At 37.0% G+C, this 24947-nt stretch carries 22 protein-coding genes; 10 read left to right on the top strand and 12 right to left on the bottom strand.

Annotated features, from left to right (window positions below):
• The first annotated feature begins 64 nt into the window (after positions 1–64).
• Together FLEMA_RS68540 and FLEMA_RS68545 are read left to right on the top strand one after the other, a co-directional pair.
• Positions 65–2296, top strand: a complete 2232-nt coding sequence (locus FLEMA_RS68540) for an O-antigen ligase family protein (RefSeq protein WP_081681306.1) — start codon at positions 65–67, stop codon at positions 2294–2296.
• Positions 2297–2542: 246 nt separating this feature from the next.
• A complete protein-coding gene (locus FLEMA_RS68545; protein WP_044171378.1) occupies positions 2543–3265 on the top strand; it encodes an OmpA family protein in 723 nt (240 codons plus the stop codon).
• A 21-nt stretch (positions 3266–3286) separates the two neighbouring features.
• Here the strand turns inward: FLEMA_RS68545 and FLEMA_RS77275 are convergent, their stop codons facing one another.
• From FLEMA_RS77275 to FLEMA_RS0114450, 6 genes are all read right to left on the bottom strand, one after another.
• Positions 3287–3931, bottom strand: a complete 645-nt coding sequence (locus FLEMA_RS77275) for a DUF4407 domain-containing protein (RefSeq protein ID WP_081681307.1) — start codon at positions 3929–3931, stop codon at positions 3287–3289.
• Positions 3918–4316 (bottom strand): DUF4407 domain-containing protein, encoded by a 399-nt coding sequence (locus FLEMA_RS77280; protein WP_044171383.1) that lies wholly within the window; start codon positions 4314–4316, stop codon positions 3918–3920. The genes FLEMA_RS77275 and FLEMA_RS77280 overlap by 14 nt, the downstream gene beginning before the upstream one ends.
• Before the next feature lie 2 nt (positions 4317–4318).
• Positions 4319–4960 carry a hypothetical protein gene (locus FLEMA_RS68560; protein ID WP_052354073.1) on the bottom strand — a complete coding sequence of 214 codons (642 nt, stop codon included), beginning with the start codon at positions 4958–4960 and terminating at the stop codon, positions 4319–4321.
• Positions 4961–4965: 5 nt separating this feature from the next.
• Complete coding sequence (locus FLEMA_RS68565) at positions 4966–5340, bottom strand: HNH endonuclease (protein WP_026995652.1); 375 nt, start codon at positions 5338–5340, stop codon at positions 4966–4968.
• Positions 5341–5451: 111 nt separating this feature from the next.
• A complete protein-coding gene (locus tag FLEMA_RS0114440) occupies positions 5452–5691 on the bottom strand; it encodes a (4Fe-4S)-binding protein (protein ID WP_026995653.1) in 240 nt (79 codons plus the stop codon).
• 73 nt (positions 5692–5764) lie between these two features.
• Positions 5765–6175 (bottom strand): OsmC family protein, encoded by a 411-nt coding sequence (locus FLEMA_RS0114450; RefSeq protein ID WP_026995654.1) that lies wholly within the window; start codon positions 6173–6175, stop codon positions 5765–5767.
• Positions 6176–6417: 242 nt separating this feature from the next.
• Here FLEMA_RS0114450 and FLEMA_RS68570 point away from each other — a divergent pair, with 242 nt between their 5' ends.
• Positions 6418–7728 (top strand): flavin-containing monooxygenase, encoded by a 1311-nt coding sequence (locus FLEMA_RS68570; protein ID WP_044171384.1) that lies wholly within the window; start codon positions 6418–6420, stop codon positions 7726–7728.
• A 75-nt stretch (positions 7729–7803) separates the two neighbouring features.
• Here FLEMA_RS68570 and FLEMA_RS0114485 read toward each other — a convergent pair whose 3' ends face one another.
• The gene (locus FLEMA_RS0114485) at positions 7804–10068 is read right to left on the bottom strand and encodes an aconitate hydratase (protein WP_026997725.1); all 2265 of its coding nucleotides are present in this window, start codon (positions 10066–10068) and stop codon (positions 7804–7806) included.
• Positions 10069–10538: 470 nt separating this feature from the next.
• On the opposite strand from FLEMA_RS0114485, the gene FLEMA_RS68575 reads away from it, so the two are divergent.
• From FLEMA_RS68575 to FLEMA_RS0114645, 4 genes are all read left to right on the top strand, one after another.
• A complete protein-coding gene (locus tag FLEMA_RS68575) occupies positions 10539–12380 on the top strand; it encodes a tetratricopeptide repeat-containing sensor histidine kinase (RefSeq protein ID WP_044171387.1) in 1842 nt (613 codons plus the stop codon).
• A gap of 24 nt (positions 12381–12404) precedes the next feature.
• Positions 12405–13154: a LytR/AlgR family response regulator transcription factor gene (locus FLEMA_RS68580; RefSeq protein ID WP_044171390.1), complete on the top strand. Its 750-nt coding sequence runs from the start codon at positions 12405–12407 to the stop codon at positions 13152–13154.
• Between the two features lie 174 nt (positions 13155–13328).
• Positions 13329–15815 (top strand): type I DNA topoisomerase, encoded by a 2487-nt coding sequence (gene topA, locus FLEMA_RS68585; protein WP_044171393.1) that lies wholly within the window; start codon positions 13329–13331, stop codon positions 15813–15815.
• A gap of 140 nt (positions 15816–15955) precedes the next feature.
• A complete protein-coding gene (locus FLEMA_RS0114645; RefSeq protein ID WP_026997726.1) occupies positions 15956–16654 on the top strand; it encodes an SIR2 family NAD-dependent protein deacylase in 699 nt (232 codons plus the stop codon).
• Positions 16655–16803: 149 nt separating this feature from the next.
• On the opposite strand, the gene FLEMA_RS68590 is transcribed toward FLEMA_RS0114645, so the two are convergent.
• Together FLEMA_RS68590 and FLEMA_RS0114690 are read right to left on the bottom strand one after the other, a co-directional pair.
• On the bottom strand, positions 16804–18774 hold the full coding sequence (locus tag FLEMA_RS68590; RefSeq protein ID WP_044171395.1) for a tetratricopeptide repeat-containing sensor histidine kinase: 1971 nt from the start codon (positions 18772–18774) through the stop codon (positions 16804–16806).
• A gap of 233 nt (positions 18775–19007) precedes the next feature.
• Positions 19008–19592: a DUF4202 domain-containing protein gene (locus FLEMA_RS0114690; RefSeq protein ID WP_026995665.1), complete on the bottom strand. Its 585-nt coding sequence runs from the start codon at positions 19590–19592 to the stop codon at positions 19008–19010.
• Positions 19593–20251: 659 nt separating this feature from the next.
• Here FLEMA_RS0114690 and FLEMA_RS68595 point away from each other — a divergent pair.
• The 3 genes from FLEMA_RS68595 (at position 20252) to FLEMA_RS68600 (ending at position 22316) form a co-directional block, all read left to right on the top strand.
• Positions 20252–21049: a PspA/IM30 family protein gene (locus FLEMA_RS68595; protein ID WP_044171398.1), complete on the top strand. Its 798-nt coding sequence runs from the start codon at positions 20252–20254 to the stop codon at positions 21047–21049.
• 92 nt (positions 21050–21141) lie between these two features.
• Complete coding sequence (locus tag FLEMA_RS0114760; protein ID WP_026997727.1) at positions 21142–21699, top strand: TerD family protein; 558 nt, start codon at positions 21142–21144, stop codon at positions 21697–21699.
• 11 nt (positions 21700–21710) lie between these two features.
• Positions 21711–22316, top strand: coding sequence for a TerD family protein (locus tag FLEMA_RS68600; RefSeq protein WP_044171401.1), 606 nt, complete (start codon positions 21711–21713; stop codon positions 22314–22316).
• A 260-nt stretch (positions 22317–22576) separates the two neighbouring features.
• On the opposite strand, the gene FLEMA_RS68605 is transcribed toward FLEMA_RS68600, so the two are convergent.
• The 3 genes from FLEMA_RS68605 to FLEMA_RS68610 form a co-directional block, all read right to left on the bottom strand.
• Positions 22577–23242: an SH3 domain-containing protein gene (locus tag FLEMA_RS68605; RefSeq protein ID WP_044171404.1), complete on the bottom strand. Its 666-nt coding sequence runs from the start codon at positions 23240–23242 to the stop codon at positions 22577–22579.
• A 10-nt stretch (positions 23243–23252) separates the two neighbouring features.
• Complete coding sequence (locus tag FLEMA_RS0114800) at positions 23253–24059, bottom strand: hypothetical protein (protein WP_026995671.1); 807 nt, start codon at positions 24057–24059, stop codon at positions 23253–23255.
• A 194-nt stretch (positions 24060–24253) separates the two neighbouring features.
• On the bottom strand, positions 24254–24946 hold the full coding sequence (locus FLEMA_RS68610; protein ID WP_044171406.1) for a hypothetical protein: 693 nt from the start codon (positions 24944–24946) through the stop codon (positions 24254–24256).
• Position 24947 lies beyond the last annotated feature (1 nt).

Below are 24947 nucleotides of genomic sequence, written 5' to 3' on the forward strand. Positions count from 1 at the left end.
CTTTTCGATTACCCTATTTCTGTGTTTTAAAAAATACCTTCAAATACCTTAAAACCATAGACTTATGAATGAACCTTTATCTAAACGACTTGTTTTTTTCCTTATTATTCTATCATTATTAACTCCTTTGGTTTCATTCAACCAACTTTTCTTTTCCTTTATTGTAGAAAAAACTCTCTATTCCAGAATTATTATAGGTACAATTCTATTTGTTGGGGCGTGTTCTTGGATAACCGAAAGTCACAGAAGGCTCTCTGTCAATCTACTTGATGTATCTATTGTGTTTTTCTTAGTTGTATTACTACTAATTGATTGGGGGGGTGTTAATTTTCGTAAGAGTATTTGGTCTAATTTTGAAAGAATGGAGGGTTTTTGGACTTACCTTCTGCTTGCTATCTATTATTTTTTTATTCGGCATTATATTACCACTACCATTCGCTGGATACAACTTATGAGTGTTGCGTGTTGTGTTGCCCTAGTGGTAATAGTATTGGGTTTTGTTTATGACAACACTTCTATCGAGCAAGTCGGGCGTATGTCTTCTACACTTGGTAATCCTATTTTTTTATCAGTTTATCTGCTATTTCATATATTCTTCGCCAGTTTTATTCTTTTGTATCTTTTCGATAAACCACAGGCACGTATTTCTCAAAAGATTACTTGGGTATTCTTGTGGCTCATTTTCAATGGCATCTGTACCTATACTATTATATTAACTCGCACAAGGGCTACTATTATTTCGCTAGGTATTGGTATTATCTTTTTTTTGATTTGGCAATTATTTAGCCAAAAAACGCCCTCATTTATCCGAAAATGTGTAGTAGCTATTATGGTATTAGTGCTTTGTGCTATACCATTTTTGTATACATTACATAGCACACATACCCTTGTTTTGCCCAAAACGATTACGAGTATGGTTTCGCAGGACCGCCTCAATAGTATTACATCAAGGTTGGTCAACTGGCAAATTGCCCTGAATGGCTTTAAAGAAAAGCCTTTGTTGGGATGGGGACAAGAGAACTACATAGCGGTTTTTGCCAAATACTATATTCCTGTCAATTACGAAGATGCCCCATGGTATGATCATAGCCATAATTTGTTTTTAGATTGGCTTGTTGCAGGCGGAATCGTTGGGTTTATGGCATTTCTTGCTCTTTTTGTCACAAGTATTTTACTTGTAGTACAATCAAAACAATGCTCGCATAATCAAAAAGGCATATACTTGGCTATGCAGTGTGCATTTTTATTTTCTTGTTTTTTTGCTTTTAATAGTATTACAGCATTGCTATTAATGTTTTTAATATTGGCTTACGCTTCTTTTCTCAACAAAGAGCCTGGTTTCCTTTATAGTATTCTATATCCTCCTAAAGTCCGCTTTATTGCTATTTTACTTGCCGTAGGGTTTTCAATTTTCACCTTTTCGTCACTGATTTTGAAGCCTTTAAAAACCAATAAGAATATTATCAATCTAGTAAAAGAAACCGACCTCATGAGTTTAATAGATAATATCGGCAAATTTTATCGACAAAGCTCGCCTACAGGTAGTGCCGAAATGGCCGAACAAGCTTCTTTTCTTGCCCCGAAGGTATTAACAAGCCAAGTCAACAATGAGCTAAAATATGCTTATTACAATGCCACCAGTGCAGTACTCGACAAAGAACTTGAAACCAATACCGAACAGGCAAAAACACTTTCTATCAGAGGTTCATTGGCTTCTGATTTTAATGACTTAGACAAGGCTATTGTTTACCTTGAAAAGGTAAAAAAACTTGCACCTAAAAGGCATATCAATTTGATGCAACTTGGACTTGCGTACGCCAAAAAAAATGATGTAAAGAATGCGACCGATACCTTTCAGTACCTATTTGAAACAAATCCTGCCAATGAAGAGCCTCTCGTTTATAAGGCTATTGTTTTTATGAATATTGGCGATACCACCAATGCTTATGGCACAATTCGAGAACTCAGCAATAAGGGAATTATCAAACATATAAAGTTGGTAAAATCGGTTTATGAACAAAATAACAACCTTGCTGGATTTTTGCGACAAATGAAAAGGCGAGAATCGAAGGAAACACCTCGCAATCCTTTTGTAACATATTATACCAAAGAGGTATATATAGAATGGGCTCGTGCAAGCTACCAAATCGGTGATAGACGAGAATCTGGGGAAATTATTTTGAGGTATATTTGGCATATTCACCGCCAACACCTTCACCTCATCAAGCCTTTTCGATCTGCTATTGAAGCAGGGGATAATCCAGAGAAATATTTTAAGTATTTTGGCGATTTATAAATTTAGGCTATTCAAAACCTTTGCTTTTAGGATTCTGAATAGCCTTTTACTCGCATATAACAATACATCGGATATGGTGTAATAATACTTGTCTATTAGCGTATCTCGTAACTACTTTTGTAAAATAGCTCAAAATCTGTTTACCCCTCTTTGAAAACAATGCTTTTATTATCAACTTAGGGTTAAACAAGATTATTAATCCAGCATCTTTACTAAACAAAAGCTATTACTCATAAGCTTAATAATATGACAAAACATATCTACTTATTACTGTGTTTAGCACTATCACTTTGCCAAAGTTTTGGACAACAGCCCGCCACTACTCGTAAGGTTATTACCCAATTTTATGTACGTGCTGTAGACGAAAAATCGCAAGAATTACTCCCTGTCGATTTAGAGATTAGACTTTATAAAGCCAAAAAAGAATACAAAGCTCATAACGAGCCTTGGCTTACCCCTTTTATGTTTTTGTTGTATGAATCAGATACTGTAGAAGTAAAAAGTAAATCGGATGGATATTATTCTTATACCGAAATATTAGTAGCTACCTGCGACACCTGCCCTGTGTATCAACATACTATTACGATGGAAAAAAAAACACCTTTGTTTGATAATCTAAAGGTAAACGATGTTATTAAACTTGACCGTATTTATTTTGACCAAAGTAGCTTTATTCTTCGCTCGGAATCGTACCAGCAACTCGAAGACTTATATAAGGCTCTGAAAGAAAACCCTACCCTCAAAATAGAAATTGCAGGACATACCGACAACGTAGGTAATGCCAAACTCAATAAGCTACTATCGGAAAACCGAGCAAAGGTTATCCATAATTACCTGATTGGCAAAGGAATAGACAGTCAACGGCTATCGTATGTAGGCTACGGACAAACCAAACCTGTATCGCCCAATGATACCGAAGAAAATAAATCCAAAAATCGAAGGGTTGAATGTATAGTATTGGCCAAATAGCTATACTCAACACCTATTTTGCTATTTGATAAAATTTGTTAATCCTTCATTTTTTCTATTAAGGAGTTCTATCTTTTTCTTATGTGAATTCATTTGATGCAATACTAAAATATCGTAGTCATTTTGCTCATCCTTGAGTTTACTAACTAAAATAAATAATTCAATACATAGTAAAAAAAATAGCCAAATCAACCATATCGTTAAAGCAACATTTGATTGGAAAAGGATAGTTTTCATAACTTCCAACTCATCAAGAAACCCCACCTTTGAATTAATTTCCTGTTCAACCCTTGGCCTCAATGTAAGAAGTAAACTATCTTTCATTGCCTTTTGTTTTCTCAAATAGCTTAATTGAATATCTAGTGACTTCAACATTTCCATTTTAGGATTCATTATCGAGTTTGTACTAACATTTCGTGTACGAACAACCCTTGTACGATTATAAGTATTCCCAGTAGCAGTATCTCGAATAGATGCAGTTACAGGAGTTTCCTGATTAGTTTCCGTACTCACACGAATTGTGGGATTTCGTGCTATATCTTCACTTAAAGCTGAACGCTCCGTTTCCTTTGTGGTTAATGTAGTTACTAACTCTCTCAATTGCTTTTCAAGCTCATTTGCCTTTGAAGGATAGACCTTTTGAACTTTACTATCAAGTAGTAGAATTTTTTTTTTGTTCTACATCCTCCTTAAAAATAATCTGGTCAATAATAACAGAACCTAATAAGGCCATCATTAATGCAATTCCTCCTCTAAACCAGTATAAGAATGGATTTTTCTGTATCGATAGAATTATCTGTCGTTCAACCTGAATAATAATTATCGATGCGATAATTGCACTAACTATAGAACCGAAGAAACCCGTTTTTAAATATCTTTCAGAAAAGGTAAATCCAATAAAAAACCACAACAATGTTATTATTAATAACGCAGAGGTATAACGCTTCACAGATTTAGCTGCCACTTCGCTACACCCCGATAGGATGTTATAATTATAACCCGTTAAAAAGCAACCAAACTTCAACCACCAATTGTCAAATTTTATGTTCATAGTTATGGCTTGCGTTTTAAAATCGTATCAAATGATATTACTGAAAGGCCATTTCTAAAACCTTTTTTATAGCTCATAAATAGGCTCTGACTCAACCCACTATTTTCATGAGCATCGTTCTCAATCTCTTGAACTGTATCTAGTTCTTTTTGTGCTGACTCCTTTAGAGACTTCAGCTCCCCTACTGTATCAACCATTCCATTTCTTTCACGGCTTTCTATATGAAAATTAATAGTATTTATATGGTTATTATAATATGTCTTTACTTTTGATATGACAATAAAGAGATTAATTTTTATACCCTCAATATTCTCATTCATATTCTGCATATCTGGATTAATAAGGGCATCCTCATATCCTTGCTTTTCTAAGTTCTGTTGTAGATAATCATATAATAAGTTTATATCATTTGATGTATTTACATTGGCGGGAGTATTCATTTCGCTAGTATTAGGGGTATGTTTTTCTATAAATATATTTTCTGGAATTTCAGGTAACGTTTTCTGGATAATTTCCTGAGGCGGAGCTTCATGAGTTAATGGTTCTAAAGACTCTAATTTGTATGCCTCAAAGTCCTGTCTTTCAAATTCAGTTTGCTCTTCTATCTTTTCAGTTTTTTTTTTCAAAAAGTCGAATATTCCCATCTTTTTTAAATTTGAATTACAGGTACTTTATATTTACTGTGTCCTCTTTTATGGCATGATTCACATAGAGTAATTAATAAATAGTCTTCATAATCCCAGGGAGGCTTAAATTTACCCGAAATCTTAATCATATGGTACTGTCGATGATGCACCTGTAATTTCTCTTCATTTAGACAAATAACACACTTATATTCATCTCTTTCCAAGATTTCTTTACGTCTTTGTATCCATCTCTGGTCAAAAAGTAAAGCAGCATAAGTACCATGTGTTTCTTCTACTAATGTGTCGGGGGCTTTCAATGCTTGATTATTATAATCCTTTAACCTACTTGCCAAGGAATTCAAGTATCGACCTTTAGGGTTATAAAATTTATCACTCATTTGTTATGATGTTATGTGTAGTGAGATATTATCAATATTAGATATTTTTTTAAAACAACATCTATCAATTATCAAATTTTTATCGAACGGTGCCAAATAGCCATACCTCTCCTATCCCAAATCTTGGTTCATGATATAACTTAATGCACCACTTGGACATTTTTTGATTTGCTCAACGATTTGTTCTGTTGTGGCATTTTCGGGTTTAATCCACGGTCTTTCTCGTGGATTAAATACTTCTGTCAAGCCCGTAGCGGCACTCCAACAAATACGTGAATGAATACATATATCTGGCTTCCAGATAATGGTAACTTCGCCATTGGTATATTTCTTAACAATTGTATGTTCCATAAATACAGTATTTAAAAAGTGCTAAATTATGTGTGTGGATTGTTGAGGTTAATAACTAAACTCAGACATTTATTTATGCCGTTGTTTGAATAATTATTTTATTTTCCAAAATTTTAGAAACTGGACATTTAGTGGCAATTACCAACAAGCGCTCCTGTACTTGGTGTTCAATACCCTCGCCAAAGAAAATATCTCGCTTGATAGTGGTAGTTAGGCCATTGTCTTGATTTTGTGATAAATTTAGCGTTACCGAAATTTCGGGGATATTCCAACCTTTGCGGTCGATATACATCCTTAACGTAGCAAGGGTGCATCCAGCCAAAGAGGCTAACAGGGTTGTATAAGGGTCGGGGCCAGAATCCTGCCCTCCCGAGCTAACAGGCTCATCCATAATCATTTGCCCATTTCTCCACTCTATAGTACATTGATATTTTTGTATTCCAATTGTACCTTTAATATCATTTTCTAACAAAGCATTTTCCATATTATATTGGTTTATCGATAGTTTTTTCAGGCTAAAAGATTGTTTTGGCTATTTACAGTTGCTTGGCCTGCAACAAGATAATAATTTTATTATGACTTCCCAACTGAGCTACCTTTCTTCTATAGATTTATACGATGAAGTTGTTTTTTTATATAATTTAAGGTAGAATCTGTTTCAACTTAGTAAAATATACGCTAACCTGATGAGGGGTTTGATTTACCCATTCACCTAAAATCATAACTATGAACAATCCAACTATTGCTATTATTGGTGCAGGCCCTGCTGGGTTATCAATGGCACGAGCTTTACAAAAAGCTCAGTTATCGTTTATCATTTATGAAAAGCATTACAAAACTGGCGGATTATGGGACATTGAAAATGAAGGTTCGCCAATGTACGAATCAGCTCATTTTATTTCTTCCAAAACCTTATCAGGGTTTCCTGATTTTCCGATGCCCAACCACTATCCTGATTATCCTAATAGAACCCAACTGCTTGCCTATATTCGTGACTTTGCTCAACATTATGCTCTTGAGCAATATATTTCCTTTAATACGAGCATTTTAAAAGTAGAAAAGCATGACAAGGGATGGAAATTATATAGCCATACAGGCCAGGCTTATTTTCATGAAGAAGTAATTTGTGCCAATGGCACACTTTGGCAACCTAATATAGCACAATATCGAGGCCATTTTTCAGGAATTATTCGCCATTCTTCAACCTTCAAAAAATCCACAGAATTGCTTGATAAACGGGTGTTGGTAGTCGGTGGGGGCAACTCTGGTGTTGATATTGCTTGCGAAGCTGCCAGCTTTGCCCAAAAAGCTTATCTGAGTTTACGAAGAGGTTATTACTTTATTCCAAAACACGTTTTTGGTACTCCTTCCGATGTTTTTTCGCATGGAGGCCCCAAACTTCCTACCAAACTAAATCAATGGATTTTGAAGCATTTGTTGAAAATAGTAGTTGGCAACCAAACAAAGTTTGGTTTACCCCAGCCCGACCACGAGCTTTTTGAATCACATCCACTAATGAACTCGCAAGTGATGCACCATACTTCACACGGTAATCTAAGCATCAAACCCGACATTGACTACCTTGACGAACAAAAAGTGTATTTCAAAGATGGAAGCTCAATAGAAGTTGACGAGATAATTCTGGCAACAGGATATAACTATGCCATACCATATTCAGAGCCTTATTTTGACTGGAAAGACAATCGCCCTCAGTTATATATGAGCCTTTTTAATCCCAAACATGACAATATCTATGTTATGGGCTTTATTGAAACTAACTCAGCCGCCTACGAAATTTTTACAGAAATGGCAGTATTGCTAGTTAATTACCTAAAAACCAAGCAATATAATCCAGAAAAAGCCCAAATATTCAGAAACAAAGTCACCAACGAGTCACTCGACCTATCTGGCGGTATTCGCTTCGTAGCTTCACCACGACATACTGGTTATGTTGATAGCGATACCTACCGAGCTAATCTAAAAAAGATACAAAAACAAATGAATTGGCGTGGGTATAGCAAAGGCGATTATAGGTAAAACCTATTTATTTAAACAAAAAGCCCCTATCAACTTTCGTCGATAAGGGCTTTCAAATCTATACTATTACGCCAATTACTTCACGCTAGCACGGATAATATTCAATGCACCACCTGCTTTAAACCATTCAATTTGTTGGTCGTTGTAAGAGTGATTAGCCAAGATAGTTTCAGAGCTACCATCGGCATGATTCAATACAACTTCCAAAGGCTTGCCTGGTGCAAATTCTGTCAAACCGTTGATGTCGATAATGTCATCTTCAAGGATTTTGTCATAGTCTGCGTCATTAGCAAATGTCAATGCCAACATACCTTGTTTTTTCAAGTTGGTTTCGTGGATACGAGCAAATGACTTCACTAATACAGCACGAACACCCAAGTGACGAGGTTCCATAGCAGCGTGTTCACGAGAAGAACCTTCACCGTAGTTTTGGTCACCTACTACAATCGACCCAATACCAGCAGCTTTGTAAGCACGTTGAGTAGCTGGTACTGGACCATATTCGCCAGTCAATTGGTTTTTAACGTTATCTGTTTTGTCGTTAGCAAAGTTTACAGCACCAATCAACATATTGTTTGAGATGTTGTCTAAGTGGCCACGGTATTTCAACCAAGGGCCAGCCATAGAAATATGGTCGGTTGTACACTTTCCTTTTGCTTTAATCAATAATTTCAAACCTTTGATATCAGAACCTTCCCAAGCTGCGAATGGCTCTAACAACTGCAAACGGTCTGAGGTTGGTGATACTTTTACTTCTACAGTCGAACCGTCCTCTGCTGGAGCTTGGTAGCCTGCATCTTCTACGGCAAAACCTTTTGTTGGTAATTCGTCACCTACTGGAGCATCCAATTTCACTTGCTCACCTGCTTCGTTTGTCAAAGTATCAGTAAGTGGGTTGAATGTCAAGTCACCAGCAATAGCCAATGCTGTAACCAATTCAGGAGAAGCTACAAATGCGTAAGTATTTGGGTTACCATCGGCACGCTTTGCAAAGTTACGGTTGAATGAGTGAACGATTGTGTTTTTCTCACCTTTCTCGGCACCTGGGCGAGCCCACTGACCAATACAAGGGCCACAAGCGTTTGAGAATACTTTTGCACCAATTTCGTTGAAAGTATCAATAAAACCATCACGTTCGATTGTATAGCGTACTTGTTCAGAACCTGGTGTAATTGTAAACTCGGCTTTAGTTTTCAAGCCTTTAGCAGCAACTTGCTTAGCCAAAGAAGCAGCACGAGAAATATCTTCATAAGAAGAGTTGGTACAAGAACCAATCAAACCTACTTCTACTTTGGTAGGCCAGCCGTTTTTCTCAGCCAATTCTTTCATTTTAGAGATAGGCGTAGCCAAATCTGGTGTGAAAGGACCGTTCAAGTGTGGCTCTAAAGTATCTAAGTCAATTTCGATTAATTGGTCGAAATATGTAGCTGGGTCAGCATATACCTCTGGGTCGGCAGTCAAGTGTTCTTTGATACCGTCTGCCAAAGCAGCTACATCTGCACGACCAGTTGCTTGCAAATAACGAGCCATTGAATCGTCATAACCAAATGTAGAAGTTGTAGCACCAATTTCAGCACCCATGTTGGCAATAGTACCTTTACCAGTTGCCGACATTGAAGTAACACCTTCACCAAAATATTCAACAATACAACCAGTACCACCTTTTACAGTAAGAATACCAGCTACTTTCAAGATAACGTCTTTAGCAGAAGTCCATCCGTTCAATTTACCAGTTAATTTTACACCGATTAATTTAGGAAACTTCAACTCCCATGCCAAACCTGCCATTACGTCGCAAGCATCAGCACCACCAACACCAATTGCAATCATACCCAAACCACCAGCGTTTACAGTATGCGAATCAGTACCAATCATCATACCACCTGGAAATGCGTAGTTTTCGATAACTACTTGGTGAATAATACCAGCACCTGCTTTCCAGAAACCAATACCGTATTTGTCGGAAACTGATGAAAGGAAATCATAAACTTCTTTATTTTTATCAACAGCTACAGCTAAGTCAGTGTTTGATGAAACTTTCGCTTCGATCAAGTGGTCGCAGTGTACTGTAGAAGGAACTGCCACTTTTGGACGGCCAGCCTGCATAAATTGCAACAACGCCATTTGTGCGGTAGCATCTTGCATAGCAACACGGTCTGGAGCAAAGTCAACATACGACTTACCTCTTTCAAAAGTCTGAGTTGGTGTACCTTCCCACAAGTGAGAATAAAGGATTTTTTCAGTTAACGTTAACGGTCTTCCTACGAGTTTACGTGCCGCCTCTACGCGTGCAGGCATTCTATCGTAAACCGCCTTAATCATTTCTATGTCAAAAGCCATTTTTATTGAGTATTTAGTATTTAGACATAAGTATAAGCACTTTTGAAAGCCAAAACCAAAAAAAAGTCGTTTTTTTAGAATATTCTCCTTTCTATTTTCACTTCTCCAAGGCTCAATACTTTTTTCATCCTCAAAACTAATACACAAAATCCGTTTTTAGGTAATGTTATGTGCTAAATTAAATATAGACTAAAAAATATTAAAAAATTGCTAATTTTTTTCTGGTTATTCACCCTTATAGTTGTTTTAATTTTAGTACTGATTTTTAGGGCTAAAAACCTATTTGGGGAAGCTAACAGATACTACTTACTCTCAATATAGCCCTTGTTATAATCGATTTGTAGGTTGTTTTGCACTTTATCAAAGGCTTAACTCTTAATCTATGCTCTTTTTATATTGAATTCTAAACAAGCTATTCCTTATCTTTGCTCTAACAACATGCCTTATTAATCTATTTCTATAGTAATTCGATGAAAAAAAACCGCCTTTTTACCTTACTGATTTTATGCGTTACATACGTATTTGCTTGGGGGCAAACAGACAAACAGAAGCTGTTACTACATGAGCTACAAGCCACAAAGCCGCACTCAAAACCCCAATTGACTGCACTAATCAAACTGGCCGATTCTTATAACACTAGCAACCACAAGGTGTTATTTGATTATGCCCAAAAAGCCGACTCGCTAGCCAAGGCCCTACACGACAACGAAGCTCAGGCCAAGGTGTATTCGTTGTATTCTTATTATTACCGTCGTGAAGGCAATTTCCCTGAGGCCCTAAACTTTGCATTACTGTCGTTTAAAGAATCGGAAAAAAAACAAGATGAAAAACGAATGGGTGTAGCCTACAAAGACGTAGGAATGATTTATAAAGAAATGTCGGCCAAAAAAAATAATACCCGAATGCTCAATCTTGGGCTAGGGTATGCTCTGAAAGCCCTCAAAATATCCTTAAAAATCAACGATACCCTCAATATTGTCGACTCCTATAATGTCATTGCGATTACTCATCGTGACCTCAAAAATTATCCTGAAGCATATCGTAATTTACAAAAAGCCTTGTCCCTAGCATTGCTATCGCCAATGGTGATGAAAGTTTCGGGGGCAAAACTCTACAACAACACTAGCCAAGTGTATAACGAGTATTTTAAAGATTACCCAAAAGCTTTGGATTTTTGCCAAAAAGCATTGGCTTTGAATACCGAAAACGAATCGAAAACAGGCATTACACACAACTGTATGACGATTTCTCAGATTTATACTAAGCTCAACAACCATAAAGCTGCCATTGAATACGCCCACCGAGCCTTGGCTGTAAGCCAAGAACTTGACGCACCGCACCGTATTCTCAATAGCTATGTGGTGCTTTCACAGGCTTATCAAGGGGCAAACGACTACAAAAATGCTTTTAAATACGAAATTCTAAACCATCAACTCAGCGATTCGCTTATCAACGTAGAAAGCGACCAAGATATAAACCATTTGTTGGTCAAATACGAAACCGAAAAGAAAGAACAACAAATACGAGCTTTGGATACCCAAAACAAACTCCAATGGATTATTATTGGTATAAGTATTGTAGGAATTGTCTTGTTGGCGTATTTGGGCTATTCGCTTCGCAAAAAGAACCAAATGATTCAAGAATCTAATGAGGTTCTTGAATCAAAAAACCAAAAAATTGAGGCTCAAAGCAACGAGTTGTCGCTGATGATGAAAGAATTGCACCATCGGGTCAAAAACAATTTGGCTATTATTTCAAGCCTTTTGAATATACAATCGTACCAGCTCAAAGACCGTGAGGCTATTCTGGCTGTTCGACAAGGCAAGCAAAGGGTTGAGGCAATGGCTTTGATACATCAACGCCTTTATCAAAACGATACACTTACCTCTATCAATATCCGAGAGTACATAGCTCAATTAGCCGAAAATATCATGCTTTCTTTTGGCTTTAGCCACGAAAATTTTCAGTTAGACATCCATGTCGAAAACGAACAATTAGACGTAGAACAGGCCATTCCGCTGGGGCTTATTTTGAATGAACTCATTACAAATTCGTTTAAATATGCTTATAAAGATATTCCAAATCCTTACCTTAGTATAACCCTACAAGGTAAAAACCACATTACCCTCGAAGTACAAGACAATGGTCATGGCTTTGATATTGCCCTTTGGGAGCAGTCGGGAGGCTCTTTTGGTAAACAACTTATCAAGATGCTGTCGCAACAGCTACACGGCAAGATTACCATTATTAGCCATGAAGGCTTTCAGTTCAAGCTCATTATTCCTAACCGAACACTAGAATGGGCGGCCTAAACCTATCTGAAATTTAATTTATACATGGAAAAAATTAATATCCTTATCATAGAAGACGAGATGATTCTGGCCTACGACCTCCAATTAACCTTAGAGGCCGAGGGCTACGATATTGTCGGTATCGCTCCTAATTATGACGAAGCGATACGCCTGTACACCCACAACCATGTAGATTTGATTCTTTGTGATATTTCGCTCCGTGACTCTCTCAATGGTATCGAAACAGCCAAAAAATTGCAATCTATCAAACCAGCACCCTTAATTTACTTAACGGCTTTGGCCGATAAAATCACCCAGTATCAGGCATTTGAAACCTTTCCTTCGGCTTATATTACCAAACCTTACGACATCGTATCGTTGAGAATTGCCATTGAATTGGCTCTTCGTAATTTTGCCAAGCCAATTCACATAGAAGAATCTGAAGCAACCAAAGAAAAAATAAATTTAAAAAGAGATACAATTCTTTTGCTAGGCGAAGCCATTTTTATCAAAAACAACTATGCCTTTATAAAAATCCCTATCAAAGAAATCGTTTATCTGGAAGCCGACAGTACCTATTGCCACCTTTATACTACTTCCCAAAAAATAACAATGCGGCTTAGCCTAAGCTCGTTTCTGGAACAAGTAAAAAGCCAAAACCTGATTCGGGTACACAAAACCTACGCTGTTAATATCAATTGGATTTATTCATTCAACGAAAAAGAAATGAATGTAAAAGGCATAGAAATTCCGATTGGCAAGAACTTCAAAGAGGCTTTCAAAAACATTTTTTAATGGATTAAATAGGTTCTTATCTGATAAAACTATCGTTTTTTCGGGCATATAAAGGATTTTACAAGGTATTTTTGAATTGAAGTTTATATATTTGGGGCAAAAGAGTATTCATCTATCTACACAATAGATAGAAAATCCTGATTACAGGTATCTGTAAAGTTGTTTTAAAAAGATATGTCGAAAAACTTAGTAATAGTAGAATCGCCAGCCAAGGCAAAAACCATTGAAGGCTATCTAGGTAAAGATTTTACCGTAAAATCTTCTTTTGGTCACGTCCGTGATTTGCCCGACAAAGGCATGGCTATTGATATTGAAAATGGGTTCAAGCCTACTTATGAAATATCTCCTGACAAAGTAAAGGTAGTCAACGAGTTAAAGTCCCTAGCAAAGTCTTCAGAGGAAGTTTGGTTAGCAACCGATGATGACCGTGAAGGGGAATCTATCTCGTGGCACTTAAAAGAAGCCCTAGGCTTGGCCGATAATACCAAAAGGATTGTCTTCCGAGAAATTACCAAAAAGGCTATCCAAAATGCCATTCAGAATCCTCGGACTATCGACATGGACTTGGTAAACGCCCAACAGGCTCGCCGATTACTCGACCGCCTTATTGGTTTTGAGCTTTCGCCTGTTCTGTGGTCGAAAGTAAAAAAAGGACTTTCTGCTGGGCGTGTGCAGTCGGTTGCTGTTAGAATTATCGTAGAACGTGAACGTGATATAGAAACTTTCGACAGCAAATCGTCTTTTAAAGTGGTGGCTCAGTTTTTATTGGAAGGCAATAAAGTCTTACAGGCCGAACTTCCCAAAAACTTTGAAACTGAAGACACGGCTCGTAGTTTCTTGGAAAAATGTATTGGAGCTAGTTTCAAAATTAAATCTTTAGAAACCAAACCTGCCAAAAAATCTCCTTCTCCTCCTTTTACTACTTCGACACTCCAACAAGAGGCTTCTCGAAAGTTAGGTTATTCAGTAGCATCTACCATGCTTTATGCTCAAAAGCTTTATGAAGCTGGTAAAATTTCTTATATGAGAACCGACTCTACCAATCTTTCGGAAGAGGCTATCGAAAAGGCAAAAGCTGCGATTATCGACCAATTTGGCAATCAATACGTACAGACTCGTCAATATAAAACCAAAAACGAATCGGCTCAGGAAGCTCACGAAGCCATTCGTCCTACCGATTTTTCGGTAACATCTGCTGGTGCCGACCCCAAAGAAAAACGTTTGTACGAACTTATCTGGAAGCGTTCGATTGCCTCGCAGATGGCCGATGCTCAGCTAGAGCGTACAACAGCAAGTATCACGATTTCGAGTACCCCCGAAGAGCTTATTGCACAAGGTGAAGTAATCAAATTTGATGGTTTCTTGGCGGTATATTTGGAAAGTAAAGATGACGAAGAAGATGAAGAAAACTCAAAAATGCTTCCTCCGCTCAATGTCAACCAAATCCTCAACTTAGACACCCTCAAGGCTACACAGCGTTTTAGCCGCCCAGCTCCTCGCTATACCGAGGCCAGTTTGGTAAAAGCTCTTGAGGAAAAAGGCATTGGCCGTCCTTCTACTTATGCACCTACTATCTCTACTATTATCAAACGTGAGTATGTTGTAAAAGAAGATAGACCAGGCAAAGAACGAGATTTTAAAGAATTGGTTTTGAAAAGTGATAAAATTACTGAAAAAACCAGCAAAGAAACCTACGGTGCCGAAAAAAGTAAGCTATTCCCAACGTCGGTAGGAATGGTTGTCAACGATTTCTTGGTAAGTAATTTCAAAGGCGTTGTTGATTTCAAATTCACCGCCGATATGGAAGATGAATTTGACGAAATCGCTCAGGGAAATATAGAATGGTCAAAAATGATTGACAATTTCTACAAAGATTTCCATAAAACGATTGAAGAAAGTAAAAACGCAGAAAGAAGTTCGGCTTCGTCAACCCGTGAACTTGGCATAGACCCCAACACTGGTAAAACTGTTTCGGTGAAATTGGGTAAATTTGGGCCTTATGCTCAATTAGGCGATACCAAAGACGAAGAAAAGCCTATTTTTGTCAACCTCCCCAAAGACAAGCTCCTTTCGTCTATTACCTTTGAAGAAGTATTAGAGCTTTTTGAAAAACCTCGCTTACCCCGTGAAATTGGTTTTTATGAAGACAAACCAATCATTATCGGAGCAGGCAAGCTAGGGCCTTACGTAAAACACGACGACAAATTTGTAAGCCTAGAAGCAACCGACGACCCTTTTACCATTGAAGAACCTAGGGCTATCGAGTTGATTCTGGCCAAAAGAGCTGCCGATGCAGGCGGTGCTTTGGGCGAATTTGAAGGACAGCCTATTTCTACAGGAAAAGGTAGATTTGGCCCTTACGTAAAACACGATGGCAAGTATTTCTCATTGGGCAAAACAGATTCTTTGACCAGTATTACTTTAGAAAGAGCTATTGAAATTATTCTTGCTAAAAGAAATCAAGAAGCTAATAAATATATCAAAGAATTCCCTGAAAATGAAAGCATTAAGGTCGTCAATGGCGTATATGGCCCCTATATCCAAATTGGAAAACGAAACGTGAAAATACCCAAAGATATGGTTGCTGCCGACCTTACCCTAGAAGATTGTATTAAGCTAGGTGAGGAAACTCCAGCCCCAACCCGAGGACGTAAAAAATAGTGTTTCCCCAAAACCTTACCAAAGGCATAGAAGTACAAAATCACGTTGTATTTCTATGCCTTTTTCATTAAGTTATAATATATTTCTATTCATAAATAAAAAACTCTCAACTCATAATTGACTAACTTCCTCTATCACTTATGGTAAAGAAACAAAAAATCGTTGTGTTAACAGGAGCAGGTATATCGGCCGAAAGCGGTATAGCTACCTTTCGAGATGCCAATGGGCTATGGGAAAACCATGCTATAGAAGAAGTAGCCACACCCGAAGGTTGGCATAAAAATCCAGCATTGGTATTAGAATTTTATAACCAACGCAGAGCCCAACTAGCCAAAGTAGAACCCAATCGAGGACATTTGATTCTAAAAACGTGGGAGGAGTATTTTGATGTTCATATTATTACCCAAAACGTTGATAACCTTCATGAGCGTGCAGGTTCTAGCAATATTACACACCTTCATGGCGAACTAACCAAAGTAAGAAGTACCTATAACCCCAATTTGGTATATGATATTGGCACAAAGCCGCTACATTTAGGCGATAAATGCGAAAAAGGCTCACAATTACGCCCACATATTGTATGGTTTGGCGAAGGTGTTCCGATGATAGACCTTGCCATAAAAATTACCCAAGAAGCCGATATTCTTGTCATTGTGGGTACATCGATGCAGGTATATCCTGCCGCAGGACTCATCGACTATGCCGGTAGCCGTGTTCCTATTTATATTATTGACCCTCACAAGCCCAACGTATCATTAAAGAGAAATATGACTTTTATTGAAGAAAAAGGAAGTCTTGGCCTACAACAGCTCTCTAATATTTTACGCCCTACCCAATAAAACACCTGTGTATCAACTAGATACAACATAAACGTACCTTTTTATACGTATTCATCCCGATCAGTTTTTCATTATTATGTAATTGAGGTGTCCTATGCTGGGATGTACAAAGTTTTACAGATATTTTAGGTGATAATTTTCAATCATAATTAGTACTTAAAAGTGATTACAAACTCTGTCCCTTCCTGCTCTTTGCTCGAAACCGAAATGGTAGCATTATTCAGTTCTACAAACTTCTTTACTAGTACCAAGCCTAGTCCTATTCCTTTTTCGTTTTTTGTACCATAAGTAGAAACTTTTTTGCCTGACTCCTGAAAAATCTGTTCTAATTTAGCTTCCGACATCCCTACGCCAGTATCTTTCACCGAAACACTAATTGTTTTTTCACCCAGTAGGTAACTTACTACAATAGTACCTTCGGGTTGTGTAAATTTGATAGCATTAGCTACTAAGTTCTGAAATATAATACGTATTTGGTCGGGGTCGGCTAGGATTAGCATGGGGTTCTCATCGTGCTGATGAACAAGCTGGATTTTCTTTTCATTGGCAACAGCCACCGATACTGCTATTACTTCATCAATAACCTGCGTCAACGACAGGCTTATCATTTCAGTTTTTAGTCCTTCTCTTTGGCTATTAGCCCATGTCAAAAGGTGTTCAAGCATAGCCGAAGTCACTGTTACCTGCTCAAAAAGTCGGTCAAACATAAATTGTTTTTCCTTTTCATTGAGCATTCCAGCCTTTATTAACTGTAATGTACCAATCATAGCACCAAAAGGGCTTCGGAGGTCGTGTGCTATAATAGAAAACAGGCGGTCTTTGGTCTGATTTGAATTATTGAGTTCATCATTTTTTTGTTCTATCAACTGCTTTTGAGCAACAATATAATCTGATTTCTTTTGCAAATCCTGATACAATTTTTTCATTCTTTCGGCCCCTCTAAAAGTCATAACCGTAATAATCATCAAAAACAAAGCTATCAATACAATAATAATAATAACCATTCGGTTGGTAGCTTGCTGTTGTTGTACGATTTGGTTCTTTTTTACCAGTACTTCATATTCAGCTTGTTTTTGCTTGAGATTGAGAGCATTGATTTCTTTTTCTTTCGATTCACTAAACAAGCTATCGCTATACTGCTTGTCCATCAAAAGATACATATAGGCTTTTCCTGAGTCGCCAAGGGCAGTATAAGACTTATAGAGTACATTCAATGCCCGTTCGATGTCCCATTTGGTATTGGTTTTTTTGGCCAACCAATACCCCTTTTGGCTATATGATACCGCCACTTTATATTTCCCTAATTTGTAATAACAGTTAGCAAGCCCCGTATAGGCAAAACTATTTTCCCAATCGTTTTGATAGGCACGATTTTGTAGTACAGAAGCATAAAATGAGATAGCCTTTTGGGTTTGGCCTTTTTGTAAATAAAAATCACCAAGCCTATTATTGGTCATGGCCAACAAATGCTCGTCATGAATTTTGGTACTAATAGATTTTGCCAAATGCAGATAATAAATAGCACTATCCGACTTTATTTCTAAAAAACATAACCCTGCATTAAAGTAATTTCCCGCTAACTTATTCTGAATATTCAAGGCTTTATTGATACTTGCAGCTTTCAAAAATTCCTTCAATGCCAAAGTATCTTTTTCTTGAGCAAGGTATATCAACCCGATACTATTGGTAGCTGTTGCCACACCACTAATGTTTCCATTTTGGCTACTTAACTTCAATGAACGTAAGGCTTGGGTCAATGATAGGTCGTAGTTGCCTTTCATGTAGTGCATCTTAGCAATCGTTGCACAGGCTTCTGAAATACCTTTGGGATATTTTAGCGACTCTGACAAGCTCAGGGCTTTATTGGCACAAATATAGGCACTATCAGACACGGTATGTAAGTATTCATCTCCTAGAGCATTCAGGATATTGATTGCTACTGTATCTGATTGAAGCTTTCCATTAGCCGAAAGCCTCTTCCAGTCTGAAAGAAGTTGATTTATTTTTTTTTGTTGAGAAAAAACAAAGAAAGGATATAAAAAAGAAAATACTAATAAAGTAAGGACTTTAGGGAATATAGTCTTTGTGTATATCATACCAAAACTGAATTGCTTAAACATGCACACTGCCTTTGATAAAATACAAGAGATATATAAATTATAAAAGAAAGTTACTCGAGTACAAAAACTTATATTCGATAACTTTCAGTAAAATAACCTTTTAAAATATCATCACAATATTTTAATTAGCTCCTCAAAACACTGTTTATCCCTTCATTTGGCGTTGTATTCATGAGCAATCAACATAGCAAAACTGGGAATATCTTTATGTTTAGCATGTACAGGCCTCTCATTTACAATAACTTGAGTGCTTCCTGAATATACCCTAATCCCTTTGCTGAATAGTCTAATTGTAAAGCAAAACTATGCCCGTGGGCATCCATTTTCAGCAATGATTTTTTCAGAATTTCTATCACCTTTTCGGGTTCGTGTTTGGTATGAAAATCTTCGTATTGAAATTGAAGAAATACCAAACATAAAGCATTTTCTATGGTTTGCACATCGGTATCCTGTTTAATTTTTTGCTTGGTAATAATTTGTCCAACTCTTGCTATCTGAGCAGTATCATAACCCACCTGAGCCATCAAATTACCCGCTGTTTTTGCATGAAACTTACCTAATTCTTTACGCCAAGTCAAATACCCCGCTTTTCCTGCTGGGTAGGTATTACGGGGAATTTCCCACCGCCCAATATGCTGGCTTCTTGATGCCAACAAAAGTTCGTCGTTGGCTTCTGGATTAAGTTTTAAAACCCACTCATACAAACGAAGAGCCATAAAGTATTCTTGCCGAAAAGATACTCCTTGCCAAATAAAAGTATGTGAATCTTGTTGGTTATAAGCATCAAATAGCTGAAAAGCCTGTTCTAATTTTGTCATCTGTATCAAACTTAAATATTCATTTGGTCAACTTAATCCAAAATTTAGCATAAAATCAAGTTTTTATCAGCACATAGCCTTATTTTATTCTTGATGTTATCCAAACTTTTATTTTTCAATAAGCTATTGTTTTATATTGACACACAAAAACGTAGTTTACCGTATGGCCATTGAATAATTGATTATAAGACATATACCCCCTAAATTATAGGTTATCATGATTACCATTCATACCTTGATAGGATTCTAAAAATACTACTTGAGAAGTTAAGTGCAGGGCGGTACTAAAATAACACAAGCCCTCAAAAAGGCATTGTATCAAAATTATCTTTTTCATAAGTGTGTATGTATATGTTATAACAATGCCTTTGGGGCAGTAGTTGACCCAAACAGCTTATCTATTGGGTCATTTATTATCACATATTGGCTTAAAAATATCTATTTCCCTACTACAATCAAAGCATCTATAGCAATAAAATTTTTTATAAAATCTTAATAACCTCAAAACACCCTGCTCCTTCCTGATATTTCCGCATTCATACTTATCAGTTCTGGACACTTCTTATCCTTCCAAATATCCAATCGTCCTTTATCTGCTAGGAAAGCTCATTTCAAAACCCCTAAATTTCATCACAAATCAACCAAAACAAATCTGTTCTATGTGGACGAACCTCTTAAAGAGAATCTTCAATATCGGAAAAGCTGAAGCTCATGCTGCCCTCGATGAAATAGAAGACCCCGTAAAAATGATGAAACTAGCCGTAGGCCAATTGGAAGAGGCTATTGCTAAAGTAACCAAAGCTTTGTCGGTAGCTATGGCCAATCACCAACGACTAGCCGACGACACCGAGCAGTTTAATTTAGAATGTATTTCTTGGTATCAAAAAGCGAGATTGGCTTTGCAAAATGGACACAGTGAACTAGCTCAAAAAGCCCTTACTCAAAAAAGCTTTGCTGATAAAAAACATACTGAATATACCCTCTTGACCCAAAATTCGGCTCAAATGGTAAAACAGCTGCAAGAACAAGTAGAGGATTTGAAACTCAAACTTGACGAAACCAAAACCAAGCAACGAATCTATGCGGCCAAGGCCGAAACCGCCAAAGCTCAACAACAAATTGCGGCTTCGTTAGGAGGACTCAACCATTCGGCACTGGCCAATATGACACATTATGAAGATAAAATAAAACAGTGGGAAGCCGAAGGGAATGCTCTGACGCAAATCAATAGTATGGAGAATCACCTTGATAAATCTTTGAGAGGTATACAACAAGAAATCAATATTCAAGAGGATTTTGAAAGGCTACAACAAGAATTAAAAGCTCAAAAAGCGAAAGAGAAAAACCAAAAAATGGCTGACCTACAAACGAAGTTTGACGAGATGAATCAAACCCAAACACCACAAAAACAGCCTGTTGATAAACTATTAAACGATTTTTTTAATAATGCTAGCTAAAAGTTGAGCAATACCACATTGTCCAGAATATTACTAAACCTACAATGGCACTACTCATTATTTATTTTTCAACTATTTAAACTTCCAAAACTATGTCTATCAATCTCAAAAAAGGAGGTTCTATCAACCTTTCAAAATCAATGACCAAACTCAATAAAGTGATGATTGGGCTTGGCTGGGAACAGAACCGTATTCCTGTCGATTTAGATGCCTCGGTATTTATTTTAGGAGCTAATGAAAAACTCTTGTCTGATGAATACTTTGTTTTTTATAATAACCTCAAATCACCCGACGGAGCGGTACAACATACAGGCGACAACCGCAATGGTTCGGTAGATGACGACGACGAAATCATTTTGGTCAACCTCGAAACCATCCACCCCAATGCTCAAGAAATAGGCATTTGTGTGTCGATTCACGAAGCCATAAACCGTGGCCATAATTTTGGGCTACTCAAAGATGCCTACATCCGTATTGTGGATGTGGCTACGCAAAAAGAAGTTATTCATTACGACTTAGATGTTTCGCACAGCCAAGACAATGCCGTTATTTTTGCAAAAATCAAAAAAGCTGTTAATGACTGGTTTTTCTATGCCGATTCGCAAGGTTCTTTGGCCGAATTACAGGGTTTTGTTGACCAATACGTTTAAACACCTTTTCTATGATAAATCTTAGTAAAAACTCCCAAATATCCTTAGCCAAAAATGGTATAGACTTAAAAGAAATCACCATTGGGTTAGACTGGGGAAGTATTCAAGAAAGCTCGTTTTGGGGCTTGCTCAAATCTACCCAAGGCGTAGATCTCGACGGCACGGTGTCGGTATTCGATGCTCAGAAAAAAGAAATCGAAACGGTTTTTTTCAATAATTTAAGGTCAAAAGACGGGGCTATCAAACACAGTGGCGACGACCGAATAGGCGACGGGTTGGCCGACAACAAAGATAACGAGGTGATTAGTATCAACTTAGAAAAGGTAAATCCAATGGCACAGAGCATATTTATTTACCTCAATTCGTACAAACAACAAGACTTTGCTACGATTCCTTATGTAAAAATAAAACTCGTAGAAGGTAAGAATCATAACCCTACTCAAACTTTTGCCACTTTTAGTTTGGCTAGCAACGACGCCTACAAAGGCTTTGTGTCGATGCTGATGGCAAAAATTCAGAAAGTAAATGGTCGATGGGAGTTCACGGCTTTGGGCGATGCGATTCCGTGCAAAAATATTGCCGAAACAATTCGCCTGATTAGTCAGTCGTACCTATGAGATAAGTAGCTTTTTCGTTCAATATCGGATACATTGGTTTATATATTCTCTAAAACCATATAGAATAACATTTATTGGCTTGGTAGATTATTGTTTCAATTATCATAATTCCAAGCCAGTAAAACCTTGGTTATTTTTTATCGTAAGTATAAATGTTTTTTTAGTCAGCATCTACGGTTTTCATAGCCTCAATGGCCTGCCCAAAAGTTCCTATATAACTGCTAGGGTGTCTTGTATATCAAATACGAAATTATATTCTTTTACTCCACATCACTATTTTTTATCCAGCCTTCGATAGTTTTTTTACCATAATAACGAATTTTGAGCCATTCTCCTTTCTCTTCTAATATCTCTACTTCATCGCCTTTGATTAAGTACATTTTGGTGGGTATAACCCTATTACTGTATAAATAAGCTTTAATATTTTTGATATATGAAGTATAATAGAGTAGTTCTCTAAAATAATTATACTGTTCACCAGAAAGCACCTTTATAATCCGAGAATAAGTTTCTCTATTAAGGTTTTTTTTGAAGTTAAAATCAAATATGTCAGTCCCAGAGAAAGAAAAACTTGTATCTGACGTCGAAAAATCTGGAAAATCACATAATAAAAGAGAGTCTTTTTTATTACAAAAGCACAGATATCTTCCAGAACTTCTTAAATCTGTAGCTTTCAATATCTCGTCTTTTATATTTGAGTACCCTTGAATATTTTCGCCATAACTTACTATCTCTTTATTATTTATTGTGATCAGAAATACACGTGGAAATTTAATCAGACTGTAATACTCTAATTTTGATGATACATCTGTCGTAACGGTACCTTTCCATATCCCTAATTCGAATATCTTTTTTGGATTTCCCACTTGCCCTTTAGCTGTAAGGGATAAAAGTATAAATAATGGTAATAAAAAAAGTTTCTTCATAAAAATTAGACTATTTTAAAATGTTAAATGCTCCTTTTGTAATACTTCGTCTAGAGTCATATCCATTAGGTAAACTCGGATAAATAACTCCGTTTACCTTGCCTCCAAGTTTATCAATATCAATATTTTCAATTCCATTATCAGCAAAATCATTTAACTTTTTTTTCTGCCAAAAATACATACTTGCTTTCATAGCTACATCTAGGTTAGTTGTGAGTAAATCTATATCTCTACCATCAAATTCCATCTTATTATTAGCATTTTCGGAATCACTATTCCATAAAGTGGTAATAGTTTGATACTGTCCTTTACCTGTTAAATGAATAAACCCTTTTCCTAAAAAAGTTGAACCATCTTTGGTTGAGGCAGGGCCGTTGCCCATCCTACATGAGTAAGTATAGTCAAATAGATTACTAGAACAAACATATTTATCCTTTACTACTAAATCAGAAGTGATTTTTTTTAAGGCTGGATTACATGATTTAGGTGTCTCATCGGAATCACATTCCGTTAAATCAGATTCATATCCCTCAAATAAATCACAGTATTTAATTTTTCCAAAAACCTCTTTGATTCTGTCTTTTGAGGAATAACAAGTACTTTCTTGGAGTTTTTTTAATCCAACTGTTTCTGTGCCTATCTGTCCTAAAAAATGTGCCATTCTCAGAGGAGTATTTATCTCAAATTTATCTGAATATTTATTAATAATACTTGCCACTTCGTCGCATCTCTCTTGTGAAGTTCCCGAAAATATCTCATGCAACTGTGCTCCAGTAATAGGGAAAGTGGCTTGATGCTCTGGAACTTTACCTCCCAAATATTTCCAAACGGCGTCTATTTTAATATCCTTATTTTCAGTATCCTGTATGTCTATTTTAAATTTGTTGGTAGAATTACTAATATCAAACTCTACTCCTATCGTTGTTTTCTTTTTACTTTGGAGTACTACCTCAAAACTTGGGCTTTCTTGCTATTGTACTCTCGTTACTTTTGATGGTTCGCTTAAGTTGTTCAAGATTCACTATAACCGTCTGACAGTTGCCAATCATTAAGGGGTACATTGAAAGGTGGACATCCACATTCTACACTACTGCCTGATAGTAAACCCTGAAAGTTGGTCCATGCTCGAAGATGGGTCTCTATGCTATTAGCCAAATCAGTAGTATTATCCAGAAGACCGCCTGTATCTAAACAATCTATAAGCTTTAATAGCTTCAGTTTACTGCCTATGGCACTCTTTTTGCTGCTACTTTCCACTGCTTCAGACGACACACAGTTTTCCAGTTGGGTCAATGATGCTAAAATACTTTCGCTCTGGCTAACAAAAAGTCTCCCGTCGGTTGGTAGATTATCTATGCTACTATAACTTAAAAGCATATTACTCTTAATATCTCCGATTCCTTTTTTGCTGGCTTTACTTACACTCCCTAGTAATTTAAGATGCTCTTGTGTGCGTTGGCTTGGGTCTTTTAATAAAGTGGATAGGCGTTTGAGTTCCTCAATGGCCTGCCCAAACGTTCCTGTATAACTCCCAGGGCTGTTTAGGGAGTTATAGAGTGCCTGTATTTGAGCATTTAAGTCGCTGCTAAGGGTGGTGTTGTCTGAGCCTATGGCTACTACATTCCCCGAAACTATACAACCGTATTCGCCTTCGCCTTTAAGAATACTAACTCCTTGCCATTCTACGGGGATACGCTTGCCCAAA

Origin of the sequence: Flectobacillus major DSM 103 (genome assembly GCF_000427405.1) — a bacterium.
GTDB lineage: Bacteria > Bacteroidota > Bacteroidia > Cytophagales > Spirosomataceae > Flectobacillus > Flectobacillus major.